Source organism: Pedobacter sp. GSP4 (assembly GCF_051857575.1).
Classification (GTDB): Bacteria; Bacteroidota; Bacteroidia; order Sphingobacteriales; family Sphingobacteriaceae; genus Pedobacter.
The window spans coordinates 143,868-163,244 of sequence record NZ_JBPZIR010000011.1; the positions used below are offsets into that span (position 1 = coordinate 143,868).

The window sequence follows — 19,377 nt, forward strand, 5'->3', positions numbered from 1 at the left end:
AAACGAAAGTAATTAATTAAACGCTACAGTGATGGTTAAATATTAATTATCAGGCATTTAGCCAGCCATAGTTGAAATCTAAAAAGCAATAAAAAAGGCTATCCAATTGGTTTGAATAGCCTTTTCATTATTAAAGAAATACTTTTATTATTCTGAAAATTCGAACGTTTCCATAAACTTGGTCGTGAAATTTCCTGCCCTGAAGTTAGGATCTTTCATTAATTGCAAATGGAAAGGGATGGTTGTTTTAATCCCTTCGATTACGAACTCACTCAAAGCACGCTCCATTGTACAAATGGCTTCTTCACGCGTTTGTGCTACGCAGATTAATTTTGCAATCATCGAATCGTAGTTAGAAGGGATTGAATATCCTGCATAAACGTGTGTATCAACACGAACGCCATGGCCACCTGGAGAATGAAAATTCGTGATTTTTCCCGGAGAAGGGCGGAAGTTGTTCGCTGGATCTTCTGCATTTATACGGCATTCGATAGCATGCATTTCTGGCGTGTAGTTTTTGCCCGAAATCGGAATACCTGCAGCAACTTTAATCTGCTCTTTAATTAAATCGAAATTAATTACCTCTTCGGTAACCGGGTGCTCTACCTGGATACGGGTATTCATTTCCATAAAGTAGAAGTTGCGGTGTTTATCAACCAAAAACTCGATTGTTCCTGCTCCTTCATAATTTACGGCAACAGCACCTTTAATAGCTGCTTCACCCATTCTTACACGGAGTTCATCGGTCATAAATGGAGAAGGCGATTCCTCTACCAATTTTTGGTGACGGCGTTGAATTGAACAATCGCGTTCAGATAAGTGACATGCTTTACCATACTGATCTCCGATAATCTGGATTTCGATGTGGCGTGGATCTTCGATGTATTTTTCTAAATATAATCCGTCGTTACCGAAAGCTGCACCCGATTCCTGGCGTGCGCTGTCCCATGCATTTTCGAAATCTTCATCTTTCCAAACCACGCGCATCCCGCGGCCACCACCACCGGCAGTTGCCTTTAGGATAACCGGATAGCCCATTTCGTTGGCAATGGCAATACCTTCTTTAACACTGGTAAGCAAGCCTTCTGACCCGGGGATAGTTGGAACACCAGCAATTTTCATGGTTTCTTTTGCCGAAGCTTTATCACCCATGCCGTTAATCTGCTCGGGTGTAGCACCAATAAATTTGATGTTGTACTCGCGGCAGATATTAGAAAACTTAGCGTTCTCTGATAAGAAACCATAACCTGGATGTATAGCATCAGCATTGGTTAATTCTGCAGCCGAGATAATATTTGGAATATTTAAATATGAATCTTTACTAGGTGGGGGGCCAATACAAACAGCCTCATCAGCAAAACGTACATGTAAACTTTCGCGATCGGCGGTAGAATAAACAGCAACCGTTTTGATGCCCATTTCCTTACAGGTACGGATAATACGCAAAGCGATTTCACCCCTGTTGGCAATTAGTATTTTTTTAAACATAATTTTTTAATTGATGATTGTACCGATTATATGAATACACTGATTATGAGCGTAATATAAGCCGATAGATCAAATTTTAAATTAAATGCCATGGTTCGTGTTGCCACGAACCATTTATATATTTTTACTTGATGTACTGGAAACCAGCATCATTTAAAAAGAATCCCTGAAATAAATCCGATAGCTATCGGATCAGGGTGACGTTAATATTTAAATAGGTTCTACTAAGAACAATGGTTGATCGTACTCAACTGGCGATGCATTATCAACCAAGATTTTAACAATACGGCCAGAGATTTCACTTTCGATTTCGTTGAAAAGTTTCATTGCCTCAATAATGCAAACCACTTTACCTGAGCGAATTTCATCTCCAACGTTAACAAACATTGGTTTATCTGGGCTAGCTGAACGGTAGAAAGTACCGATCATCGGCGACTTAATGGTTAAGTACTTAGAGGTGTCTTCTGCAGCAGGTACAGCAGGTGTTGCTGCAACCGGGGCAGTAGGAGCTGTAGCAACTGGGGCAGCAGCCTGTACAAGCGGAGCTTGTGGTACGGTAGCATGCACAACTGTAGGTGCTTGGTTTGTTTTGATCGTGATTTTGAAGTTCTCTTGCTCAATAGCAACTTCGTTTACTCCAGAACGAGAAACAAATTTAATCAGTTCCTGTATTTGTTTGATATCCATTTTTTAGGCTAGTTATGTAAAAAATAGTGTTTATTGAATTAACTAAGTTATACTTTTTTTGTTTTAAATTTCTTTGCAACCGCTTAAGGTTGATGGTTTTATCGTTGATGGTTAATGGCAACGATGCTTTATTAAGCCGCGGATTAACACTCAACGCTAAGCGCTCCACTCAATTAATTAGAGTCGTAAGCCCATTTAAGGTAAACCGAACCCCAGGTAAAACCTCCACCAAAGGCGGCTAAAACGATGTTATCGCCTTTTTTCAACCTGCTTTCCCATTCCCATAAACACAATGGGATGGTACCGTTGGTGGTGTTTCCGTAACGCTCAATATTGATCATTACCTTATCGGTGGTAACACCCATGCGGTTTGCTGTGGCATCTATAATGCGTTTATTGGCTTGGTGTGGCACCAACCAGGCAACATCATCAGCGGTTAGGCTGTTGCGCTCCATAATTTCGGCAGCAACATCGGCCATATTGGTTACAGCAAATTTGAATACAGTTGGTCCTTCCTGATGAGCAAAATGTTCTCTGGCATCAATGGTTTCATGGGTAGCAGGCTTAACTGAACCACCGGCTTTCATCCCTAAGAAATCTCTTCCGGCACCATCGGTTCTTAAAATCGAATCCTGGATACCTAGGCCTTCTTCGTTTGGCTCCAATAAAGCACAGCCACAGCCATCACCAAAAATGATACAGGTTGTACGATCTTCGTAGTTGATAATCGACGACATTTTATCGCCTCCAACTACCAATACTTTTTTATGTCTGCCCGATTCGATAAACGACGCACCGGTTGATAATCCGAAAATAAAGCCAGAACATGCTGCCTGTAAATCGTAACCCCATGCATTGGTCGCACCAACTTTATCGGCTAAAACGTTTGCTGTAGCAGGGAAAGTAAAATCTGGAGTAGTGGTGCAAAAGATAATCAGTTCAATTTCTTTAGCATCAATTCCTCTCTTTTTAAGCAAACCGTTTACAGCATGAACAGCCATATCGGAAGTACCTAAACCTTCTCCCTTTAAAATTCTACGTTCTTTGATCCCTGTTCTGCTGGTAATCCATTCATCCGAAGTGTCAACAATGGTTTCTAACTCTGCGTTTGTAAGCACATAGTCGGGGACGTAACCATTTACTGCAGTAATAGCAGCGTGAATTTTACTCATTTTAAGAATTTTATAAATTATTTAAATGCCATTCTAATTTTTTCTACCAATCCGGTGGTAATCATTTCCCTGGATTGGAGAACCATGTTTTTAACAGCCAGCGGACTAGAAATTCCATGTCCGATAACAACGGGAGCGTTAACACCTAGAACTGGGCTTCCACCGTACTGTTCATAATTAAAACGATCGAAGAACTCATCTTTAAGCCCTTTTTTAATGGTAAGCACATAAAAAGATTCTGCTAGTTTTAGCATCACGTTTCCTGTAAAACCATCACAAACAATCACATCGGCTTTATCGTTAAATAAATCCCGTCCTTCAACATTGCCAACAAAGTTAAATAAGTTAGTGTCTTTCATCAATGGGAAAGTGGCCATGCTGAGCATATTTCCTTTCTCATCTTCCTCGCCAATATTCATCAGGGCAACCTTTGGATTTTCTACCTGCAAAAGATTTTCTGCATATAAACTGCCCAGAACGCCAAACTGCAATAAAATATCAGGTTTACAATCGGCATTTGCGCCAACATCTAAAAGCAGGCCAGTGCCACCTTTAATTTTAGGAAGGATTGTACATAAACAAGGGCGGATAATGCCCGGAATAGTTTTAACGCTAAATACAGCGCCAACTAGCATGGCTCCAGAGTTACCGGCACTTGCAAAAGAATCAATTTTCCCCTCTTTTAAAAGGTTAAAACCAACTGCTATGCTCGAATTCGGTTTCTGAACGATTGCTTTGGTGGGATGTTCGCCCATACCAATAACTTCATCAGTATGAACGTATTCAAAATGATCTGGATTAAAGCCTTCTTCTGCAAGAATGGGTTTAATCTGTTCGGTATCGCCAATAAGAACTAAATGCTCTCCAGCGTTAAGCGATTGATGAGCAGCTATTGCTCCCAAAACAATTGCTTTGGGAGCATAGTCTCCGCCCATTATGTCGAGGCCTATTTTCATAGAAAAAATCTGTTTGTGTTAAGTCAGGTGTAATCCTGAATTTTTCAGTTGACTAAGGTATGACTAAAGCCGCTGAAAACACAAACAATTTTTTAAGAAAATTACCCAATCTGAGTATTTTCGATAACCAGTTTGCCGTTGTAGTATAAGTTACCATCAACGTTGTAAGCACGGTGAGGTACGTGGATAGCACCTGTTGCCGAGCATGTTGCTAAAGAAGGAGCAACAGCTTTATAGTGTGTTCTTCTTTTATTTTTTCTCTGTTTCGAGATTTTCCGTTTTGGATGTGCCATTGGTGTATAATCTAATTATTTTTTTAACTTATTAAGGGCTTCCCAACGTGGGTCGCTTGTTTGTTCATTTTCTTTTGCCTGCTCATCAATGGATAATTGATTTAAACGATCAATCATTTCCTGATCACAATCCTGATCAGCCTGTTCGCAGTTTTTGATATAGGGCACCGCTACGTTAATCATTTCGTATAAAGGCCCCGATATATCAATTTCGGTTTCTTTGCGGCTTAAAGTGATAATTTCTTCATCATCGCTTTCCAGTTCATCTTCGGCGAATTTAATAATCTGCCTTTCGTAAAGATTTACCGGTAATGAAAACTCAGATAAACATTTATCGCAATCTAAGTTTACGGTACCAATAACTTTGAATTTTAAAAGCATCATGGTCTCTTGTTTCTCAAGTTCCAGGTCTACTTTTAAATTTCCACTTTTAATTAACGAATACTCAAAAGCATTAAAAAAGCGGTCATCTAGCTCATAATCAAACTGATGAGTTCCCAATTTTAATCCGGTAAACGGTAATGAAAATTGTTTTAGTGGGTTCAAAGTACTGTAAAATTTTAGCCTGCAAATGTAGGGATAAAATAATTAGATAAAAAATGTTTTTTAAAAATTGTTGATGTTAAATCTTGATTTTTAGACATTAGAGGTTTTTAAAACCTCCAAGGTCTGTGTACGACTAGCCAGCCAGCACCATTTCTTTGTTGTTTCTGCTCCATTCGCTCCACGAGCCAACATAAAGCTTGGGGATAGGTAAGCCGGCATAATCCATGGCCAGAAGCGTATGGCAGGCCGTAATGCCCGAGCCACAATGCACAATTACATTTTCGGGCTTTACATGCGCCAGGGCTTCTGTATATTTTTCTTTCAATAGTCCTGGTGCCAAAAAAGCCCCTGTTGCATCTAAATTTTCGGTAAAAGGAATATTGGTTGCACCAGGAATATGCCCTGCAATTAAATCAATTGGCTCGGTTAAGCCTGCAAAGCGGTTGGCATCACGTACATCAATTACAATATAATCGTCGGTTTTGGTCACCGTTTCAACCTCTTTGATGTCAGATAGCGGTAAATCCCACGCTTTTACTTCGTAAGGATCAACGGATTTTGGAATCTCCACTTTATCGGTGGTTGGGAAACCTGCTTTTACAGCCGCCTGAAAGCCTCCATCAATTACCTGTACTTTTTCATGATCAATGGCTTTTAGCATCCACCAAAGCCTTGCAGCGGCGTTGCTGCCATTTTTATCATCGTACACAATTACATGGCTGTGTTTGGTAATTCCGAGTTTATGTAAAACGGCAGAAAACTGTGCTGCAGTTGGTAAGGGATGCCTTCCTCCGTTTTCAAAATTTCCGATATTGGCCAAATCTTCATTTACATTGGCAAAAAGTGCACCGGCCAAATGCTGCTCATCATATCTGGCCTTTGAACCGGCACTGGCATCAATAATTATAATTTCTTCATCCTGATTTAACCAGGTTAATTCTTCGGGTTTTATAATGGGTGATAATTTATTTTCCATATGCTATAATACTGTTTCCGCTCAAAGCTTTTGCAATATAAGAGATTTTGGAAATCGGGCCTAATGAGATTTTTTCCTTACCAAAGCCCAGAGCCCCAAAACCGGACCAATGGCCAGTACCATGTAAAGATATTGAACGTTAAGCTGTTTTGATAAAAGGTTGAGCACCTGGATACTGATAATGGTAATGGCAAAGCCGATACAATTCACCAATGTGAGCGAAGTTCCCCTTAAACTTTCGGGTGCATTTTGGGCAATGAGGGAAGAAAATAAGGGCGAATCTGCCGTGCCCGATAAGCCCCAGCAAAATAAAAAGATAAGAAAAGGATAAACCGAGCCGCTAAAAAGGAAAATAGGAGAGAGCAGGCAACATACACCCGAAATGGCCAGGGCTATGGTAGCTATCCTTTTTGCGCCATACCGCTGCGATAAGAGGCCACCGATCATGCAGGATATTCCGCCTGATGCAATAACCAAAAATGAAAATAATGGGATATTTAAATTGGAAGAAGGATGCTTGCTGTTGAAAAGCAATAACATACCCGGTAGAAAAGCCCAAAAAGTATAGAGCTCCCACATGTGGCCGAAATAACCGAAAGCTGCCGAGCGGAACCCTAGATTTTTAAAACCATCAAAGCAAGAGCGGATGTTAAATTTCTGTCCCGCTGTTCTAAACGGACCATTGGGTACCAACAATAAAATGGCAAGCGCGCCGGTTACCGATAGCGTAGATGTAGCGAAAATGACGTATTGCCAAGGGAAATTTGCAGTGAATGTTTTTAGTAGATGTGGAAAAGCGGTGCCAAATACCAGAGCCCCGACCAAAAAACCTAGTGATTTACCTAGTCCATCCTTAAAATAATCGGAAGCAATTTTCATCCCTACAGGATAAATCCCGGCGAGCATAAACCCGGTTAAAAAGCGAAACAAAAGCAATAACCTTACATCGGTTATTTCGAGGCAGATGGCGAGATTAAACAGTGCGGCTGCAATTCCACAGATGAAAAATACTTTTGAGGGCGAAAAAATATCTGAAATGGCAAAAAAGGCGAATGCCAAGGTTCCACTGATAAAGCCAAACTGTACCATGCTGGTAAGATTAGCTAAAAGGTTATGCTCAAGCGGGAAATTTTTAACAATATCAGGCAATACGGCATTTCCCGCAAACCATAAAGACGTGCACAAAAATTGCGCAATAACAATTATCGGTAGGATGTAACTGGTTTTCTTAGCGCTGCTCATTTTTAATTTGATGCACAATTTTAGCTAAAATAAACCTGATAGAAGTGGAAATCCTTTTTTGTTGCAGTAATTTAACAGCACAGCATAACCATCGCAAAAAAGATTGTAACGGATAGCAGGGCTTTCGGAACCGATGAAAAACAGGCCTTGCTTTGCAAAAAAAAAATATCGGCCAGCTAAGCCATCTGAGTACATCTCAGTTTTTAGAATGTCCGAGGTCAGATGTCCGAAGCTTGGTTGCTATAATCTAATCGTTTATTCCTATTAGTCTTTCCGCTTTAGTCTTTCTGCTCTAAAGCCTTCCACCTTATACCCTAAACCTTTTACCCTCTAAGAAGCGTCATCTTTAATGTCGAACTGCGTTTCTACCACTTTGCCGCCGGTGCGCAGTTGGTTGCTCAACATTTCTTCCTGCTCCCTACGGTTTTTCACAATATGGATGGCTGAGAATAGCGCTTCGGTAAACGAAGTAGAATCTGCCAAATCTTTTCCGGCAATATCGTAACCTGTGCCATGATCGGGAGAGGTGCGGACGAAGTTTAAGCCGGCTGTATAATTAACACCGTTGTGGAAGGCAAGGGTTTTAAAAGGGATCAATCCCTGGTCGTGGTACATGGCCAAAACTGCATCGAACTGTTTATAGCTGCCATTGCCGAAAAAGCCATCGGCAGGGTAGGGCCCAAAACAAACAATGCCTTTATCAAAAGCTTCCTGTATAGCCGGCGAAATTATTTCGGCCTCTTCTTTACCCAACAAACCATTGTCGCTGGCATGTGGATTTAAGCCCAAAACCGCAATTTTTGGTTTTTCTATCCAAAAATCTTTTTTCAAACTTTCGTTAATCAGCTTTAATTTGCTTACGATTTTCTCTTTCGTAATTGAGGCCGGTACATCTTTTACCGGAATGTGCCCTGTAACTACACCCACACGGAGGTTTTCGCTGATTAAAAACATCAGCACATCTTTACTGCCGCTTTTTTCCTGCAGATATTCTGTATGACCAGGAAATGCAAAAGTTTCCGATTGGATATTGTGTTTATTGATTGGCGCAGTAACTAAAGCATCAATATCGCCATTTACCAAATCGGCTGTAGCTCTCTCTAAAGATAGAAGCGCATATTTTCCGCCGGTTGACGTTACCTGGCCAAGTTCGATTTTTACATCTTCTTCCCAGCAATTAATCATGTTGGCTTTTTTCAATTGAGCCTGGTTGGCATGATTGATCACATTAAAACTAAAATCGCCAAGGTTATTTGCCTTTCTATGAAAAGATGAAACCTTGGTGTGGCCGTAAACAATTGGTGTGCAGTAATTTAAAATAGCAGGGTTGGATAATGTTTTAATGATTACCTCTAAACCTATGCCGTTCACATCGCCTATACTGATACCTATTTTAAGTTTATTGCTCATAATTACTGGAAAATTTTAGCGCAAAATACTGATTTTCGATTAAACCCTTTAAAAAAAATGAAACCGCAACGCAGGCAAAGTGATTCGCATAGAAATATTAAGCCTATCTTTGCATGCTTAGGCCGGATCTTAGTGACCTTTGTGGTTAAGATATCCGACAAATTATTGAGATATGAGTTTAGTAAAAGCGAAAAAACATTTAGGTCAACATTTTTTAACCGATAAGGGCATTGCCAACCGCATTGTTGAGGCATTGGTAAATACCGATAAATACAAGCAGGTTTTAGAAGTTGGACCAGGGATGGGGATTTTATCCGATTTTTTGCTGCAACGCGAGGATTTACAAACCTATCTGATTGATATCGATACCGAATCGTTCCACTTTTTGAATGAAAAATACCCTCAGCTTGGTGATAGGTTGATTAACGGCGATTTTTTAAAACTGGATTTTGATACGATTTTTCCCGGGCCTTTTGCCATTATCGGGAACTTTCCTTACAATATCTCTTCTCAAATTCTATTTAAGATTTTAGATAACCGAAACAAAGTGGTTGAAATGGTTGGCATGTTCCAGAAAGAAGTAGCGTTACGCTGTGCAGCACCTGCCGGGAATAAGGAATACGGCATTTTGAGCGTTTTTCTTCAGGCTTATTATAAAATCGAATACCTGTTTACGGTTAAGCCGGGTACTTTTAATCCACCGCCAAAGGTAAATTCGGCGGTAATCAGGTTAACAAGGAACGAAGTGGAGGCTTTAGACTGCGATGAAAAATTATTCTGGCGTGTAGTAAAAGCAGGCTTTAACCAGCGGAGAAAAACTTTGCGCAATGCTGTTTCTGCAGTAATGCCAAAAGATAAAATGGACGATCATATTTATTTCGAAAAACGTGCAGAACAATTAACGGTGGCCGATTTCGTGGCATTAACACAGCACGTTAGTAAATTGATGGCGGTTTAATTATTAGTATATTTTTTTTTAAACCAGTATTGAGGTATAAACCCTGGTTATTAATCCTCATGGTTAGATTTTACCATCTTTTGAGATTCTTCACTGCGTTCAGAATGACAACAAGATAAAGAGGAATTAAATCAGTGTAATCCTATAATCTGTACAGTCAACCGCCCTAAGTATTCTTGCAAAGCCGTGATTATTTTTACTGAATTTCTCCTTTCCTTTGCGCTGTAATTTTAACGGATTCTTATGATAGATTATCGCGAAATTTTTGACGGAAAAGGTATCGATTATTTAACTTACCGGGCATTGGTAGATCAGCTTTTATTGGAAGGCAAAACCACAGGCCCAGATCATTCGGAGGCGATGTTGCATTACAGCAAAATGAATGTGCAGCGCATGAACAGGGTTGATAAAACCGCAAACCTGACCGAAGAACTGAGTGCTGTTATTGGGAACCTAAAGGGAAATTATAAATTTTTGGTCATTACCGAAGGTTGGTGTGGCGATGCGGCCCAGATTATTCCCATTTTTAATAAAATTGCAACAACATCACTGGGTAAGATAGATTTGAAATTTGTGCTACGTGATCAAAACATCCCTTTAATTGATGCACATTTAACCAACGGTGGAAGGGCCATCCCGGTTTTAATTGTGTTGAACGAAGCTGCAGATCAGGTTTTGGCCACATGGGCACCTCGACCACAGGTTTTACAGGCACTTTTAAAGGAGTGGAAAAAAGAAATTCCTGATGCTTTGGTTGTAGCAGAAAAACTTCACGGTTGGTATGCAAAGGATAAAACGCAAACTACGCAGGCCGAGTTAACCGCGCTATTGGATGGATTGGAGGATTAATTATTCTCAATTGATCTTATAACAGCCTCAAGTTGTTTTTCTGAAATAGAGTCTTGCTCCGCCTTGTCGTAAATAGATAAAAGATAAATTCTTTCGTTAACAACGCGTACATTAGTAATCAACCTAACGCCACCCGATTTACCTTTTCCCTTACTAGAAATGGCAATTCTTATCTTATAACAATTGTTGCCAATAGGAATACCTTGAATAGGGTTTGTCTTAAGGTTTTCTACAAAAGTAATGATATCACTTTTAGCAGATTTGTGTTTTTTACAGAGTTTTTTGAATTCTTTATTGAATAGGGATGATGTAAATACATCAAATTTCATTTATTAAATCCTCAAACTTTTTTAATTTTATCTTTCCTTTTTCTGCTAATTCTGTTTCCTTGTAAGCATTGGCTAAATCATTAAGATATTTTTCATTTGATTGCTCAATGTGCTTAATCTTAATCCCTTTAATACTCTTCAATGTTTCTAAAATTGAAAAAGCATTATCATCTTTTATTTCCAATGTAACTTGCATAAGTCTAATTACTTATTTAAATATAGTGATTTTATTTCTTTAAAAAAAAGTCACATACTAATCAACAGAAACAGTTAAACCTTCCTGCTGTAAAATTTTACGATACACTTCCATTTCGGTAAAAGATCCCTCAAGTACCGGGCATTTACCTTCGTTGTGCACTTTCCAGGCAATTTTTTCAGCCTGCGACTCGTTATAATCCAAGTATTTCATCATGCAGTAAATTACATGATCGAAAGTGTTAATGTCATCATTCCACAAAATAAGGCGATGTACAGTTTTAAGGGAAGTTAAAATTTCTTCGAGGGTAAAGGTCTCTTCTTTGGTTTCTGTAGACATGGCGCAAAAATAACTATTTTTATGGAAGATGTAATAGTTTTAATGTAAGATGGAAGAGGTAAAATAGATGAGTGGCAATAGAATAGGGTAGTAAAATAGCTTACATCATACATTTTTCCTATTCTTACATCCCTTTTAATACATTTGTTAACCAAATAATATACGAGTATGCACCAGTCTAAAATTGCCGGAATAGGTTACTACGTTCCGAAAAATATATATACCAATAATGATTTAAGCCGTTTTATGGAAACGAGCGATGAGTGGATTCAAGAACGTACAGGCATACAGGAACGCCGTTTTGCCGACCGTAACGAAGAAACAACCACCACAATGGGCATCGAAGCTGCCAAAATTGCAATTGAAAGGGCTGGTATTACCGTTAAGGATGTAGATTTTATTGTTTTTGCCACACTCAGTCCCGATTATTATTTTCCAGGCTGTGGTGTGTTGTTGCAGCGCGAAATGGGAATGGGCGAAATTGGTGCTTTAGATATCCGTAACCAGTGTTCGGGATTTGTTTATGCCCTTTCGGTAGCCGATCAGTTTGTGAAAACAGGGATGTATAAAAATGTTCTGGTTGTTGGAAGTGAAAAACATTCGTTCGCTATGGATTTCGAAACACGGAGCCGCAACGTATCGGTTATTTTTGGTGATGGTGCCGGTGCTGTTGTTTTACAGCCTACCGATGAACCTGGCAAAGGGATTTTAAGTACCCATTTGCACAGCGATGGTGCCGATGCCGAAATTTTGGCCATGTATTATCCGGGTTCTCATGCCAATAAATGGTTAAAGGATAAACCTGCGTACCCTGAGCAAGAGTTGGGCGGTTTGTTTATGACGCCTGAAATTTTGGAAAGTGGGGCTGCTCTGCCTTATATGGATGGCCCGTCAGTTTTCAAAAAAGCGGTGGTAAAGTTTCCGGAAGTGATTAAAGAGGCTTTGGCAGCCAACAACCTAAGCGAGAAAGATATTGATATGCTAGTGCCGCACCAAGCTAATTTAAGGATTAGCCAATATGTGCAACAACTTTTAGGGTTAAAAGACGAACAGGTTTTTAATAATATTCAAAAATACGGCAATACTACTGCCGCTTCTGTACCAATTGCCTTATGCGAAGCCTGGGAAGCCGGTAAAATTAAAGATGGCGATCTGGTTTGCCTTGCAGCCTTCGGCTCGGGCTTTACCTGGGCCAGCGCACTGATTAGGTGGTAGGTTTTAGTTTTATAAATAACTATGCTCTTTTAGATCCCTTTGTGATTTATTTACCGTTAAGAAATTAAGGTAGTTCAAAAAAATGTACCTTAATTTCTTAGTGGTCATCACACCTATTTTTAGTTTTAGCCCTGATAAAACCCCACCCGGATTAAAATCTACATCCATAATCCGCACATAAAGCGATTTTGATTTAAACTGATCAAGATAATCGGTTTCTGCATTTTTGTTCTGATAATCTGTTCTTCAATAGTAAAATTTGGGATGGGTGATTGATTTTTGCTTACAACCGACGAAGAGAAATACAGAAATGACTAAAATACTTATCTTGCGCATATCAATTTTATCGATCAAAGTAATATAAAATGCGGGCAGTTTTACAAAGAGTTACACAGGCAAGCTGTACAGTTGATAACCAGATAACCGGAGCCATTGAAACAGGATTTTTGGTGCTTTTGGGCATTGAGGATGCCGATACTTTGGAAGATTTAGATTGGTTGGCCCAGAAAATTGTGGGCATGCGGGTATTTGGCGATGAAAACGGATTAATGAACAGAGCGCTAGCAGATGTAGAAGGAGATATTTTGCTGATTAGTCAGTTTACCTTGTTTGCCGCAACAAAAAAAGGAAATAGACCAGGTTTTACCCGGGCAGCACGGCCTGATGTTGCCATTCCATTGTATGAAAAAATGATTGAGAAGTTGTCGGCTTTACTGGGTAAGCAGGTAAAGACCGGAATTTTTGGGGCTGATATGAAAATAGCGCTATTAAATGATGGGCCAGTAACAATATTGATCGATACCAAAAATAAGGAGTAATTGGGAAGTGCTTTAAGTTAAAATCAACTTAAATTGATATTAGAAAAGTTTAGTTTAGCCATTCAAGATTATGCAAAACGACACAAGCTTTAACGGTACAAAATTAGCCAAGCAGGATTTAGGGATACTTATTTTATTCGTTGCTTTAAAACTCGCTTTACCTTTCTTTTTGGTTAATGCAGCATACAGTTTGCACCGCGATGAATTTTTGCATCTCGATCAGGCCAATCATTTGGCCTGGGGCTTTCAGTCTGTTCCACCGGTAACTTCCATATTTGCAGTTCTGATTAAGTTATTGGGTGGCGGTGAAAGTGTTGTTCGGTTGGTTTCGGGCAGTATTGGCGCAGCAACATTAATTTTTACCTGGAAAATTGTTGCTGAGTTCAAGGGGCGTTTATTTGCCAGGGTGCTTTCGGCCGTTGCATTAATCTGTTGTGCCATTGGGCGGTTAGATTTACTTTTCCAGCCAAATGCATTTGATATCCTCAGCTGGACTGCCGTTTACTTTTTTTTAATCAGGTTTTTTAACACCAAAGAAAATAAGTTCCTGTACTTTATGGCGGTTGCGCTGGGAGTTGGTTTTTTAAATAAGTACAGCATTTCTTTTTTAGCTGCAGGTTTAATTCCAGCGATGCTGATATCCAATCAACGAAAAATTTTCTTTAACAAACATGTATATTTTGCCAGTATTGTTGCCTTGCTGATCATGCTGCCCAACCTAATTTGGCAGTATACCCATCATTTTCCGGTTATTGGGCATATGAAAGAACTGGCCGCCACACAGCTGGATAAAATTAACCGTATTGATTTTTTAAAAGAGCAGCTACTGTATTACTTCAATGTTATTTTTATTGTTTTAGCAGGTATTTTGGCCTTGTTTTTTGCTAAGTTCTTTACAAATTTCAGGTGGATTGTTTTCAGTTTTATCATTTCATTGCTGTTGTTTACCTGGTTTAGGGCAAAAGCATACTATGCCGTAGGTTTATACCCGGTAATTATTGCTGCGGGTTGTGCAAGCTTAAGTTTTTGGCTGGCCCATGGGTGGAAAAAATACTTAAAGGGGGTAATGATAGTGGTGCCAATTGCCTTGTTCTGCCTTACCGTTAAATTCGCTTACCCAATTTTAAGTCCACAGCAAATAATGGCAAAACACGATAAGTTTGCTAAAATTGGGGTGTTGCGCTGGGAAGATGGTTTGCAGCATGATTTGCCCCAGGATTTTGCCGATATGCAGGGCTGGAAAGAAATGTCTGCCTTAACTGATATGGCCTATGCTAGGGTAAAAGATAAATCGGCGGTATTGGTGCGTGCCGATAACTATGGCGAGGCCGGTGCAATAAATTATTATTCGAGGTTCAAAAATATGAATGCCGTTGCTTACAATGCCGATTATTTATACTGGTTTAAAATGGATAAGCCGATAAAGCATTTGATTTTAATCAGAGAACCCCGGGAAGAAGATCCGCAGCGCAAAAAAGAGCAACCATTTTTTGGTAAGATTACCAAAATCGGGGAAGTAAAAACACCTTACGCCCGAGAAAAAGGAGCAAGTATTTTTTTGCTCGAAGATGCTAGTATCGATATTAACAGTAGGATACAATCAGAAATAGAAGAAGAAAAACATGACCATTAACGAAGCACAGGAAACTGTAGACCGTTGGATTAACACCACCGGAATCCGCTATTTTAACGAATTGACCAATACCGCCATTTTGATGGAAGAGGTTGGAGAGGTTGCGCGCATCATGGCCCGCAAGTACGGCGAGCAATCTTTCAAAAAAAGCGATGAGGACGTAAACCTAGCCGATGAAATGGCCGATGTGATGTTTGTGCTGATTTGCCTGGCCAACCAAACAGGTATTAACTTAACCGAAGCCTTAGAAAAGAACCTCGAAAAGAAAAGCATCCGCGATGCCGATAGGCATAAGAATAATGAGAAACTTAAGTAAGTTGTTGAATTATGGAATGAGTGAATTATAGATTGTTTAATTATTGTTAACATTCAATCATTCTCTCATTCAATCATTCTCTCATTCAATCATTCTCTCATTAAACTAACCGATAAACTCCATCAAACTTCTATAGGCTACAAAACGGTTTTTGAACCGCTCGTTTAGCTCGGCCTGTAATGCTGGTGCAAATTCTTCCTGGTATTGATTGTACTGAGCGAGTGTTTCTGCAACATATTGGGCGCAATAAGTAACACCCTCATTTGGAGAATCTACAACTTTTAATAAACGGTTAGAAACAAACATACCTGTGGCCATTACTCCCGGGATATGAACTTCCTGCATCCATTGTAACCATTCTTCGGCAGCTGTATCTTCTAAAATGAGCGTAACATTATATAAAAACATATTGCAAAGATAAGTAAATATATAAAGGTTAAAAAAGTAGAGATATCGGTTTTTTATTCTTTTAAGTGGTGGCAATCAATTAAATTTGCGCTTCCCTTTTTTTTTAAGTATGATACGCACTAACGACTCTCAAAAAATTGACAACTCTACCCGGAATTACATTTATACTGGTTATTTAACAGCAATATTTGGTGGCTTTTTAGGTCTGGTAATAGGCTGGGACCTGATGAGGAAGAAACGGGTATTGAGAAGCGGGGAAAAAGTTTTCTCCTATACTTTAACCGATCGGCAGCATGGCGCCAGGATATTAATTTTAGCCACCATCTGTTTTATTCTTTTACTTACTTTAACCATTATCGCTTTAGATGCTTAATTGATCAGAACAATGATTAACATTACCCATTCGGCTAATATCGGGGATCTTGAAGGTATTCTTGAGCTTCAGAAACAAAACTTGAAGCAGTATTTATCTCCCGATGAAATAAGCGGGCAGGGCTTTGTTACTGTTTCGCATAGGTTGGATGATCTGGAGAAAATGCACCTCCACGAAAAAAATATCGTTGCGAAAGATGGCGATAAGGTGATTGCTTATGTTTTGGGCATGACCGAAAAATCCAAAGGCGATATCCCGCGCTTGGTAGAGCTGTACGAAAGCTTTGATCATATCCAATATAAAGGCAAATCTGTTTCCGATTATCATTATATTGTGGTTGGGCAGGTTTGTGTTAATAAAGATTACCGTGGAGCAGGCTTGTTCGACCGCTGCTACCAGGCTTACCAAGATCATTTTAAAAACAATTATGATTTTGCCATAACAGAAATTGCGAGCATTAATTTACGCTCAATGAATGCACATCGCCGTATTGGCTTTAAAGTAATTTACACTTATAACGACAATAGTGGGGTAGAATGGAATGTGGTAATTTGGGATTGGAAAATAGATATTTAACTCTTTAACAGCAGCACCTTAACCAATATTTATGGCAACTGATTTTGTAACCTTTAGAAGATTTAATGATCAAGCGGCGGCTATAGAATTGGCAGAAATATTTAAGGAAAATAATATGGCGGTTGAGCTCGAAGATGTTTCCGCCAATTTTGATATTACTTTCGCCAATAATGAAATAGATAAGGACTACAGGGTAAAATTAAAGCCGGAAGATTTTGAAGCCGCCAATTCATTATTACAACAATTGGCTATAAAGGATCTGGCAGATATCGATCCTGACTACTATATTTTTGATTTCAGCAATGATGAATTAAAAGAAATTATTGAAAAACAGGATGAGTGGAGCAGTTTAGATTTTTTGCTGGCTCAAAAAATATTGCGTGAACGGGGTGTTGACATTAATATCGAGCAGATCCAGGCGTTTAAACTAAAAAGAATAGATGAACTGGCTGAGCCAGATAAAAGTCCAAAATCCCTTATTACTGCAGGTTATATTCTAGCATTTATTTGCGCGCCCGTAGCCATATTGATCGGCACCTATTTAAGAAACCATAAAAAAACGCTACCTAATGGAGAACGTGTTTTTGGTTACTCAACAGCAGATCGGGCACAGGGGGAAAGAATACTGATTATAGGTGTTTTTTTACTTATTGTTTTAGTGGCATACCGATTTGTAAAGTATACTTAATCTTTTAATCGGCATTTCGCCCTTAATCTTCAAATTTCTGTTCAGTTAAACCCCATCCCCGCGTAAATTCCTAAATCTTTTCCGGGCTTCGGCGCTGAACATACTGCCGGGGTAATCGGTAATCAGTTTCTGGAAATAAATTTTGGCCTGTGCAATATCGTTAAGTTTCTTTTCGTACAGGTCTCCCAAGGTAAAAAGCGCATCATCTGTCCAAATACCCTCTTTAAACTCTTCGGTTACTTTTTTTAGTATATCTGCAGCTTTCTGAAAATCGTTCGATTTGATGAATATCCTGGCTTTGCTCATCATAATCGCATCGCTAAGGCTATTCTGTGGAAATGCAATGGCTATGCTGTCCATTTTTTTGATTGCTTTTTCTGGCAGATTCCTAAACAATAGCATTTCTGCATCGGCATACATTTTTAGCGCATTGCTATCGGATGGAGTTTGAATGTTATCACTAATCAATAAGCTCAGGTTTAGGGCATCATTTGCAATAAGTTGCGAGGTAGCGGCCTTAAGTACCAGGCACTGGCCATTGCTGTATTCGAAATTGCCCTGGTAAAAAGAAAGTTTGGCGCTTCTAAAGCGTGCTTCGTTACCAATTGGCTGCCCCTCAAATTGCTTGCTTACCTGTTCGTAAACCAAAAATGCTTCCCACGGCTGGTTGGTCAGGATGTAAATGTCTCCTAAATCCAATTTCAGCTGGCCCACATCCTGATCGTTAACCCCAGGCATTTTTATGGTCTCTTCAAGCTCCTTTTCTGCCATTGAAGGCTGGTTTAAATAGTAGGCCTGCAGGTTGGCGAGTTTTTTGATCGCAAAAAGCGTATTCCTGTTTTTACCGTTTTCGTTTAGTAAAGTCTGGTAATCTTTTGCCAATAAATCGAGTGTGGCCACCGTATATTTTCCGTTGGTATGGAGGTTATACTTGGTATTTAGCATTTCTATTTTCGCCGGTAGATAGTATGGATTATCCTTCCCTTTGGTTAAAAGATATTCGTAAGCTTTAATGGCTGTTTCATAGGCGCTGTTTTCTACAAAAGTATAAATGGCATTAAATAAGGTTCCACCATCTGCTTTTGTGCGCTTATCAAAGGCAATTAGCTGGCGTAGCGCCATATCAAATTCCTGTTGCTGGATATAGTTCCAGGTAAGCAACTGGATGTAAATTTCGGCATCGGGCAGTTTTTGTACTTTCTTTAAAATGGCAGCCTGAAAAGTTTGATAATCGTTTTTATCTTCAAAAATGGAGGCAAGTACGGCTTCTGCCTGCGGTAAAAGTTGTGGCATGGTGGCAAGGGCATCTAAATACTCCTGCATCAGCATGGGCTTGTCTTTTTTAAAGCGGTAAATATTCAGCAGTTCAAAGGTAAAAAGCTGTTCGTTGCCCAAAATTTTCCTGCCCTGTTTAAAGGTTTGAACGGCAAAATCGTAATTCTCGAACCGGTAAAAGTTATTGGCGAGGTTTCTGATCTTAAATTCATCTTTAGGAAGCTTGGTAATTATCTCGCTAAAAATCTTATTTGCATTTTGAGTATCGCCTTTTTCCTGATATAGCTTGCCCAGCGCAATAGGGTACATATCGCCCTGCGGATTTTTTTTGATTTCTTTTTTTACCAGTTTTTCTGCCGCATCATATCTCTTCAATTTCAGCAGCGTATTAAAATAAAGGTCGAAATAAGCTTCATTATTTGGGATGGCATATAGTTTCTCCAACAGCACAGCGGCCTTTTCAAAATCCCCATCCTGATAGTATTGAATAGCCAGAGTACTTTCATCGGGCGAAACCGGTTGGTTGGAGCGGAAAATCTGTGCATTTGCCCCTAGGTTAAACAATAAGAATATGATGAAAAGCAAGCGGTTCATAAACCCTAAATTATAAGTTTTAAATGTAACATTTTAATAC

At 39.4% G+C, this 19,377-nt stretch carries 23 protein-coding genes; 9 read left to right on the plus strand and 14 right to left on the minus strand.

Translation table 11 applies throughout. From position 1 onward, the window contains the following. Window positions 1-147 precede the first annotated feature (147 nt). From accC to pdxA, 9 genes are all read right to left on the minus strand, one after another. Complete coding sequence (gene accC, locus ACS5PU_RS22350) at window positions 148-1,488, minus strand: acetyl-CoA carboxylase biotin carboxylase subunit (RefSeq protein WP_439461382.1); 1,341 nt, start codon at window positions 1,486-1,488, stop codon at window positions 148-150. Between the two features lie 210 nt (window positions 1,489-1,698). Continuing rightward, complete coding sequence (gene accB / locus ACS5PU_RS22355; RefSeq protein WP_439461383.1) at window positions 1,699-2,175, minus strand: acetyl-CoA carboxylase biotin carboxyl carrier protein; 477 nt, start codon at window positions 2,173-2,175, stop codon at window positions 1,699-1,701. A gap of 173 nt (window positions 2,176-2,348) precedes the next feature. After that, the gene (locus ACS5PU_RS22360; RefSeq protein WP_124560611.1) at window positions 2,349-3,347 is read right to left on the minus strand and encodes a beta-ketoacyl-ACP synthase III; all 999 of its coding nucleotides are present in this window, start codon (window positions 3,345-3,347) and stop codon (window positions 2,349-2,351) included. A 17-nt stretch (window positions 3,348-3,364) separates the two neighbouring features. Continuing rightward, window positions 3,365-4,303 (minus strand): phosphate acyltransferase PlsX, encoded by a 939-nt coding sequence (plsX, locus tag ACS5PU_RS22365; RefSeq protein ID WP_439461384.1) that lies wholly within the window; start codon window positions 4,301-4,303, stop codon window positions 3,365-3,367. Between the two features lie 101 nt (window positions 4,304-4,404). Further along, window positions 4,405-4,596 carry a 50S ribosomal protein L32 gene (rpmF, locus tag ACS5PU_RS22370; RefSeq protein ID WP_039480510.1) on the minus strand — a complete coding sequence of 64 codons (192 nt, stop codon included), beginning with the start codon at window positions 4,594-4,596 and terminating at the stop codon, window positions 4,405-4,407. A 15-nt stretch (window positions 4,597-4,611) separates the two neighbouring features. Next, window positions 4,612-5,097, minus strand: a complete 486-nt coding sequence (locus ACS5PU_RS22375) for a YceD family protein (RefSeq protein ID WP_439461385.1) — start codon at window positions 5,095-5,097, stop codon at window positions 4,612-4,614. Between the two features lie 178 nt (window positions 5,098-5,275). Then, entirely contained in the window at window positions 5,276-6,118 is an 843-nt protein-coding gene (locus tag ACS5PU_RS22380; protein ID WP_439461386.1) for a sulfurtransferase, read from the minus strand. Between the two features lie 60 nt (window positions 6,119-6,178). Beyond that, window positions 6,179-7,360: an MFS transporter gene (locus ACS5PU_RS22385; RefSeq protein ID WP_439461387.1), complete on the minus strand. Its 1,182-nt coding sequence runs from the start codon at window positions 7,358-7,360 to the stop codon at window positions 6,179-6,181. A 330-nt stretch (window positions 7,361-7,690) separates the two neighbouring features. Continuing rightward, window positions 7,691-8,770 carry a 4-hydroxythreonine-4-phosphate dehydrogenase PdxA gene (gene pdxA, locus ACS5PU_RS22390; protein WP_439461388.1) on the minus strand — a complete coding sequence of 360 codons (1,080 nt, stop codon included), beginning with the start codon at window positions 8,768-8,770 and terminating at the stop codon, window positions 7,691-7,693. A 172-nt stretch (window positions 8,771-8,942) separates the two neighbouring features. On the opposite strand from pdxA, the gene rsmA reads away from it, so the two are divergent. Both rsmA and ACS5PU_RS22400 read left to right on the plus strand, forming a co-directional pair. Next, window positions 8,943-9,728, plus strand: a complete 786-nt coding sequence (gene rsmA / locus ACS5PU_RS22395; RefSeq protein ID WP_439461389.1) for a 16S rRNA (adenine(1518)-N(6)/adenine(1519)-N(6))-dimethyltransferase RsmA — start codon at window positions 8,943-8,945, stop codon at window positions 9,726-9,728. A gap of 243 nt (window positions 9,729-9,971) precedes the next feature. Continuing rightward, a complete protein-coding gene (locus ACS5PU_RS22400) occupies window positions 9,972-10,577 on the plus strand; it encodes a thioredoxin family protein (RefSeq protein ID WP_439461390.1) in 606 nt (201 codons plus the stop codon). Here the strand turns inward: ACS5PU_RS22400 and ACS5PU_RS22405 are convergent. From ACS5PU_RS22405 to ACS5PU_RS22415, 3 genes are read right to left on the minus strand one after another with little or no spacing between them, the layout of a single operon-like run. Continuing rightward, window positions 10,574-10,906: a type II toxin-antitoxin system RelE/ParE family toxin gene (locus ACS5PU_RS22405; protein WP_439461391.1), complete on the minus strand. Its 333-nt coding sequence runs from the start codon at window positions 10,904-10,906 to the stop codon at window positions 10,574-10,576. The genes ACS5PU_RS22400 and ACS5PU_RS22405 overlap by 4 nt on opposite strands. Next, window positions 10,896-11,102, minus strand: coding sequence for a hypothetical protein (locus ACS5PU_RS22410; protein WP_439461392.1), 207 nt, complete (start codon window positions 11,100-11,102; stop codon window positions 10,896-10,898). Before ACS5PU_RS22410 ends, ACS5PU_RS22405 begins: the two co-directional genes overlap by 11 nt. 57 nt (window positions 11,103-11,159) lie before the next feature. Continuing rightward, complete coding sequence (locus tag ACS5PU_RS22415) at window positions 11,160-11,441, minus strand: ATP-dependent Clp protease adaptor ClpS (RefSeq protein ID WP_025143968.1); 282 nt, start codon at window positions 11,439-11,441, stop codon at window positions 11,160-11,162. 168 nt (window positions 11,442-11,609) lie between these two features. Here ACS5PU_RS22415 and ACS5PU_RS22420 point away from each other — a divergent pair, with 168 nt between their 5' ends. From ACS5PU_RS22420 to ACS5PU_RS22435, 4 genes are all read left to right on the plus strand, one after another. Beyond that, window positions 11,610-12,656 carry a 3-oxoacyl-ACP synthase III family protein gene (locus tag ACS5PU_RS22420; RefSeq protein WP_439461393.1) on the plus strand — a complete coding sequence of 349 codons (1,047 nt, stop codon included), beginning with the start codon at window positions 11,610-11,612 and terminating at the stop codon, window positions 12,654-12,656. 365 nt (window positions 12,657-13,021) lie between these two features. Beyond that, window positions 13,022-13,474, plus strand: coding sequence for a D-aminoacyl-tRNA deacylase (gene dtd / locus ACS5PU_RS22425; protein ID WP_439461394.1), 453 nt, complete (start codon window positions 13,022-13,024; stop codon window positions 13,472-13,474). A gap of 70 nt (window positions 13,475-13,544) precedes the next feature. Next, complete coding sequence (locus ACS5PU_RS22430; protein ID WP_439461395.1) at window positions 13,545-15,107, plus strand: glycosyltransferase family 39 protein; 1,563 nt, start codon at window positions 13,545-13,547, stop codon at window positions 15,105-15,107. Next, window positions 15,097-15,423 (plus strand): nucleotide pyrophosphohydrolase, encoded by a 327-nt coding sequence (locus ACS5PU_RS22435; RefSeq protein WP_439461396.1) that lies wholly within the window; start codon window positions 15,097-15,099, stop codon window positions 15,421-15,423. The genes ACS5PU_RS22430 and ACS5PU_RS22435 overlap by 11 nt, the downstream gene beginning before the upstream one ends. A 105-nt stretch (window positions 15,424-15,528) precedes the next feature. Here the strand turns inward: ACS5PU_RS22435 and ACS5PU_RS22440 are convergent, their stop codons facing one another. Then, on the minus strand, window positions 15,529-15,831 hold the full coding sequence (locus ACS5PU_RS22440) for a DUF4286 family protein (RefSeq protein WP_439461397.1): 303 nt from the start codon (window positions 15,829-15,831) through the stop codon (window positions 15,529-15,531). Between the two features lie 109 nt (window positions 15,832-15,940). On the opposite strand from ACS5PU_RS22440, the gene ACS5PU_RS22445 reads away from it, so the two are divergent. The 3 genes from ACS5PU_RS22445 to ACS5PU_RS22455 are packed head-to-tail and all read left to right on the plus strand — an operon-like array spanning window position 15,941 to window position 17,468. Beyond that, window positions 15,941-16,204 carry a hypothetical protein gene (locus ACS5PU_RS22445; RefSeq protein ID WP_439461398.1) on the plus strand — a complete coding sequence of 88 codons (264 nt, stop codon included), beginning with the start codon at window positions 15,941-15,943 and terminating at the stop codon, window positions 16,202-16,204. 12 nt (window positions 16,205-16,216) lie between these two features. Further along, the gene (locus tag ACS5PU_RS22450) at window positions 16,217-16,780 is read left to right on the plus strand and encodes a GNAT family N-acetyltransferase (protein ID WP_439461399.1); all 564 of its coding nucleotides are present in this window, start codon (window positions 16,217-16,219) and stop codon (window positions 16,778-16,780) included. Between the two features lie 31 nt (window positions 16,781-16,811). Beyond that, window positions 16,812-17,468 (plus strand): hypothetical protein, encoded by a 657-nt coding sequence (locus tag ACS5PU_RS22455; protein ID WP_439461400.1) that lies wholly within the window; start codon window positions 16,812-16,814, stop codon window positions 17,466-17,468. Window positions 17,469-17,513: 45 nt separating this feature from the next. Here ACS5PU_RS22455 and ACS5PU_RS22460 read toward each other — a convergent pair whose 3' ends face one another. Further along, window positions 17,514-19,337, minus strand: a complete 1,824-nt coding sequence (locus ACS5PU_RS22460; RefSeq protein ID WP_439461401.1) for a tetratricopeptide repeat protein — start codon at window positions 19,335-19,337, stop codon at window positions 17,514-17,516. Window positions 19,338-19,377: the final 40 nt, after the last annotated feature.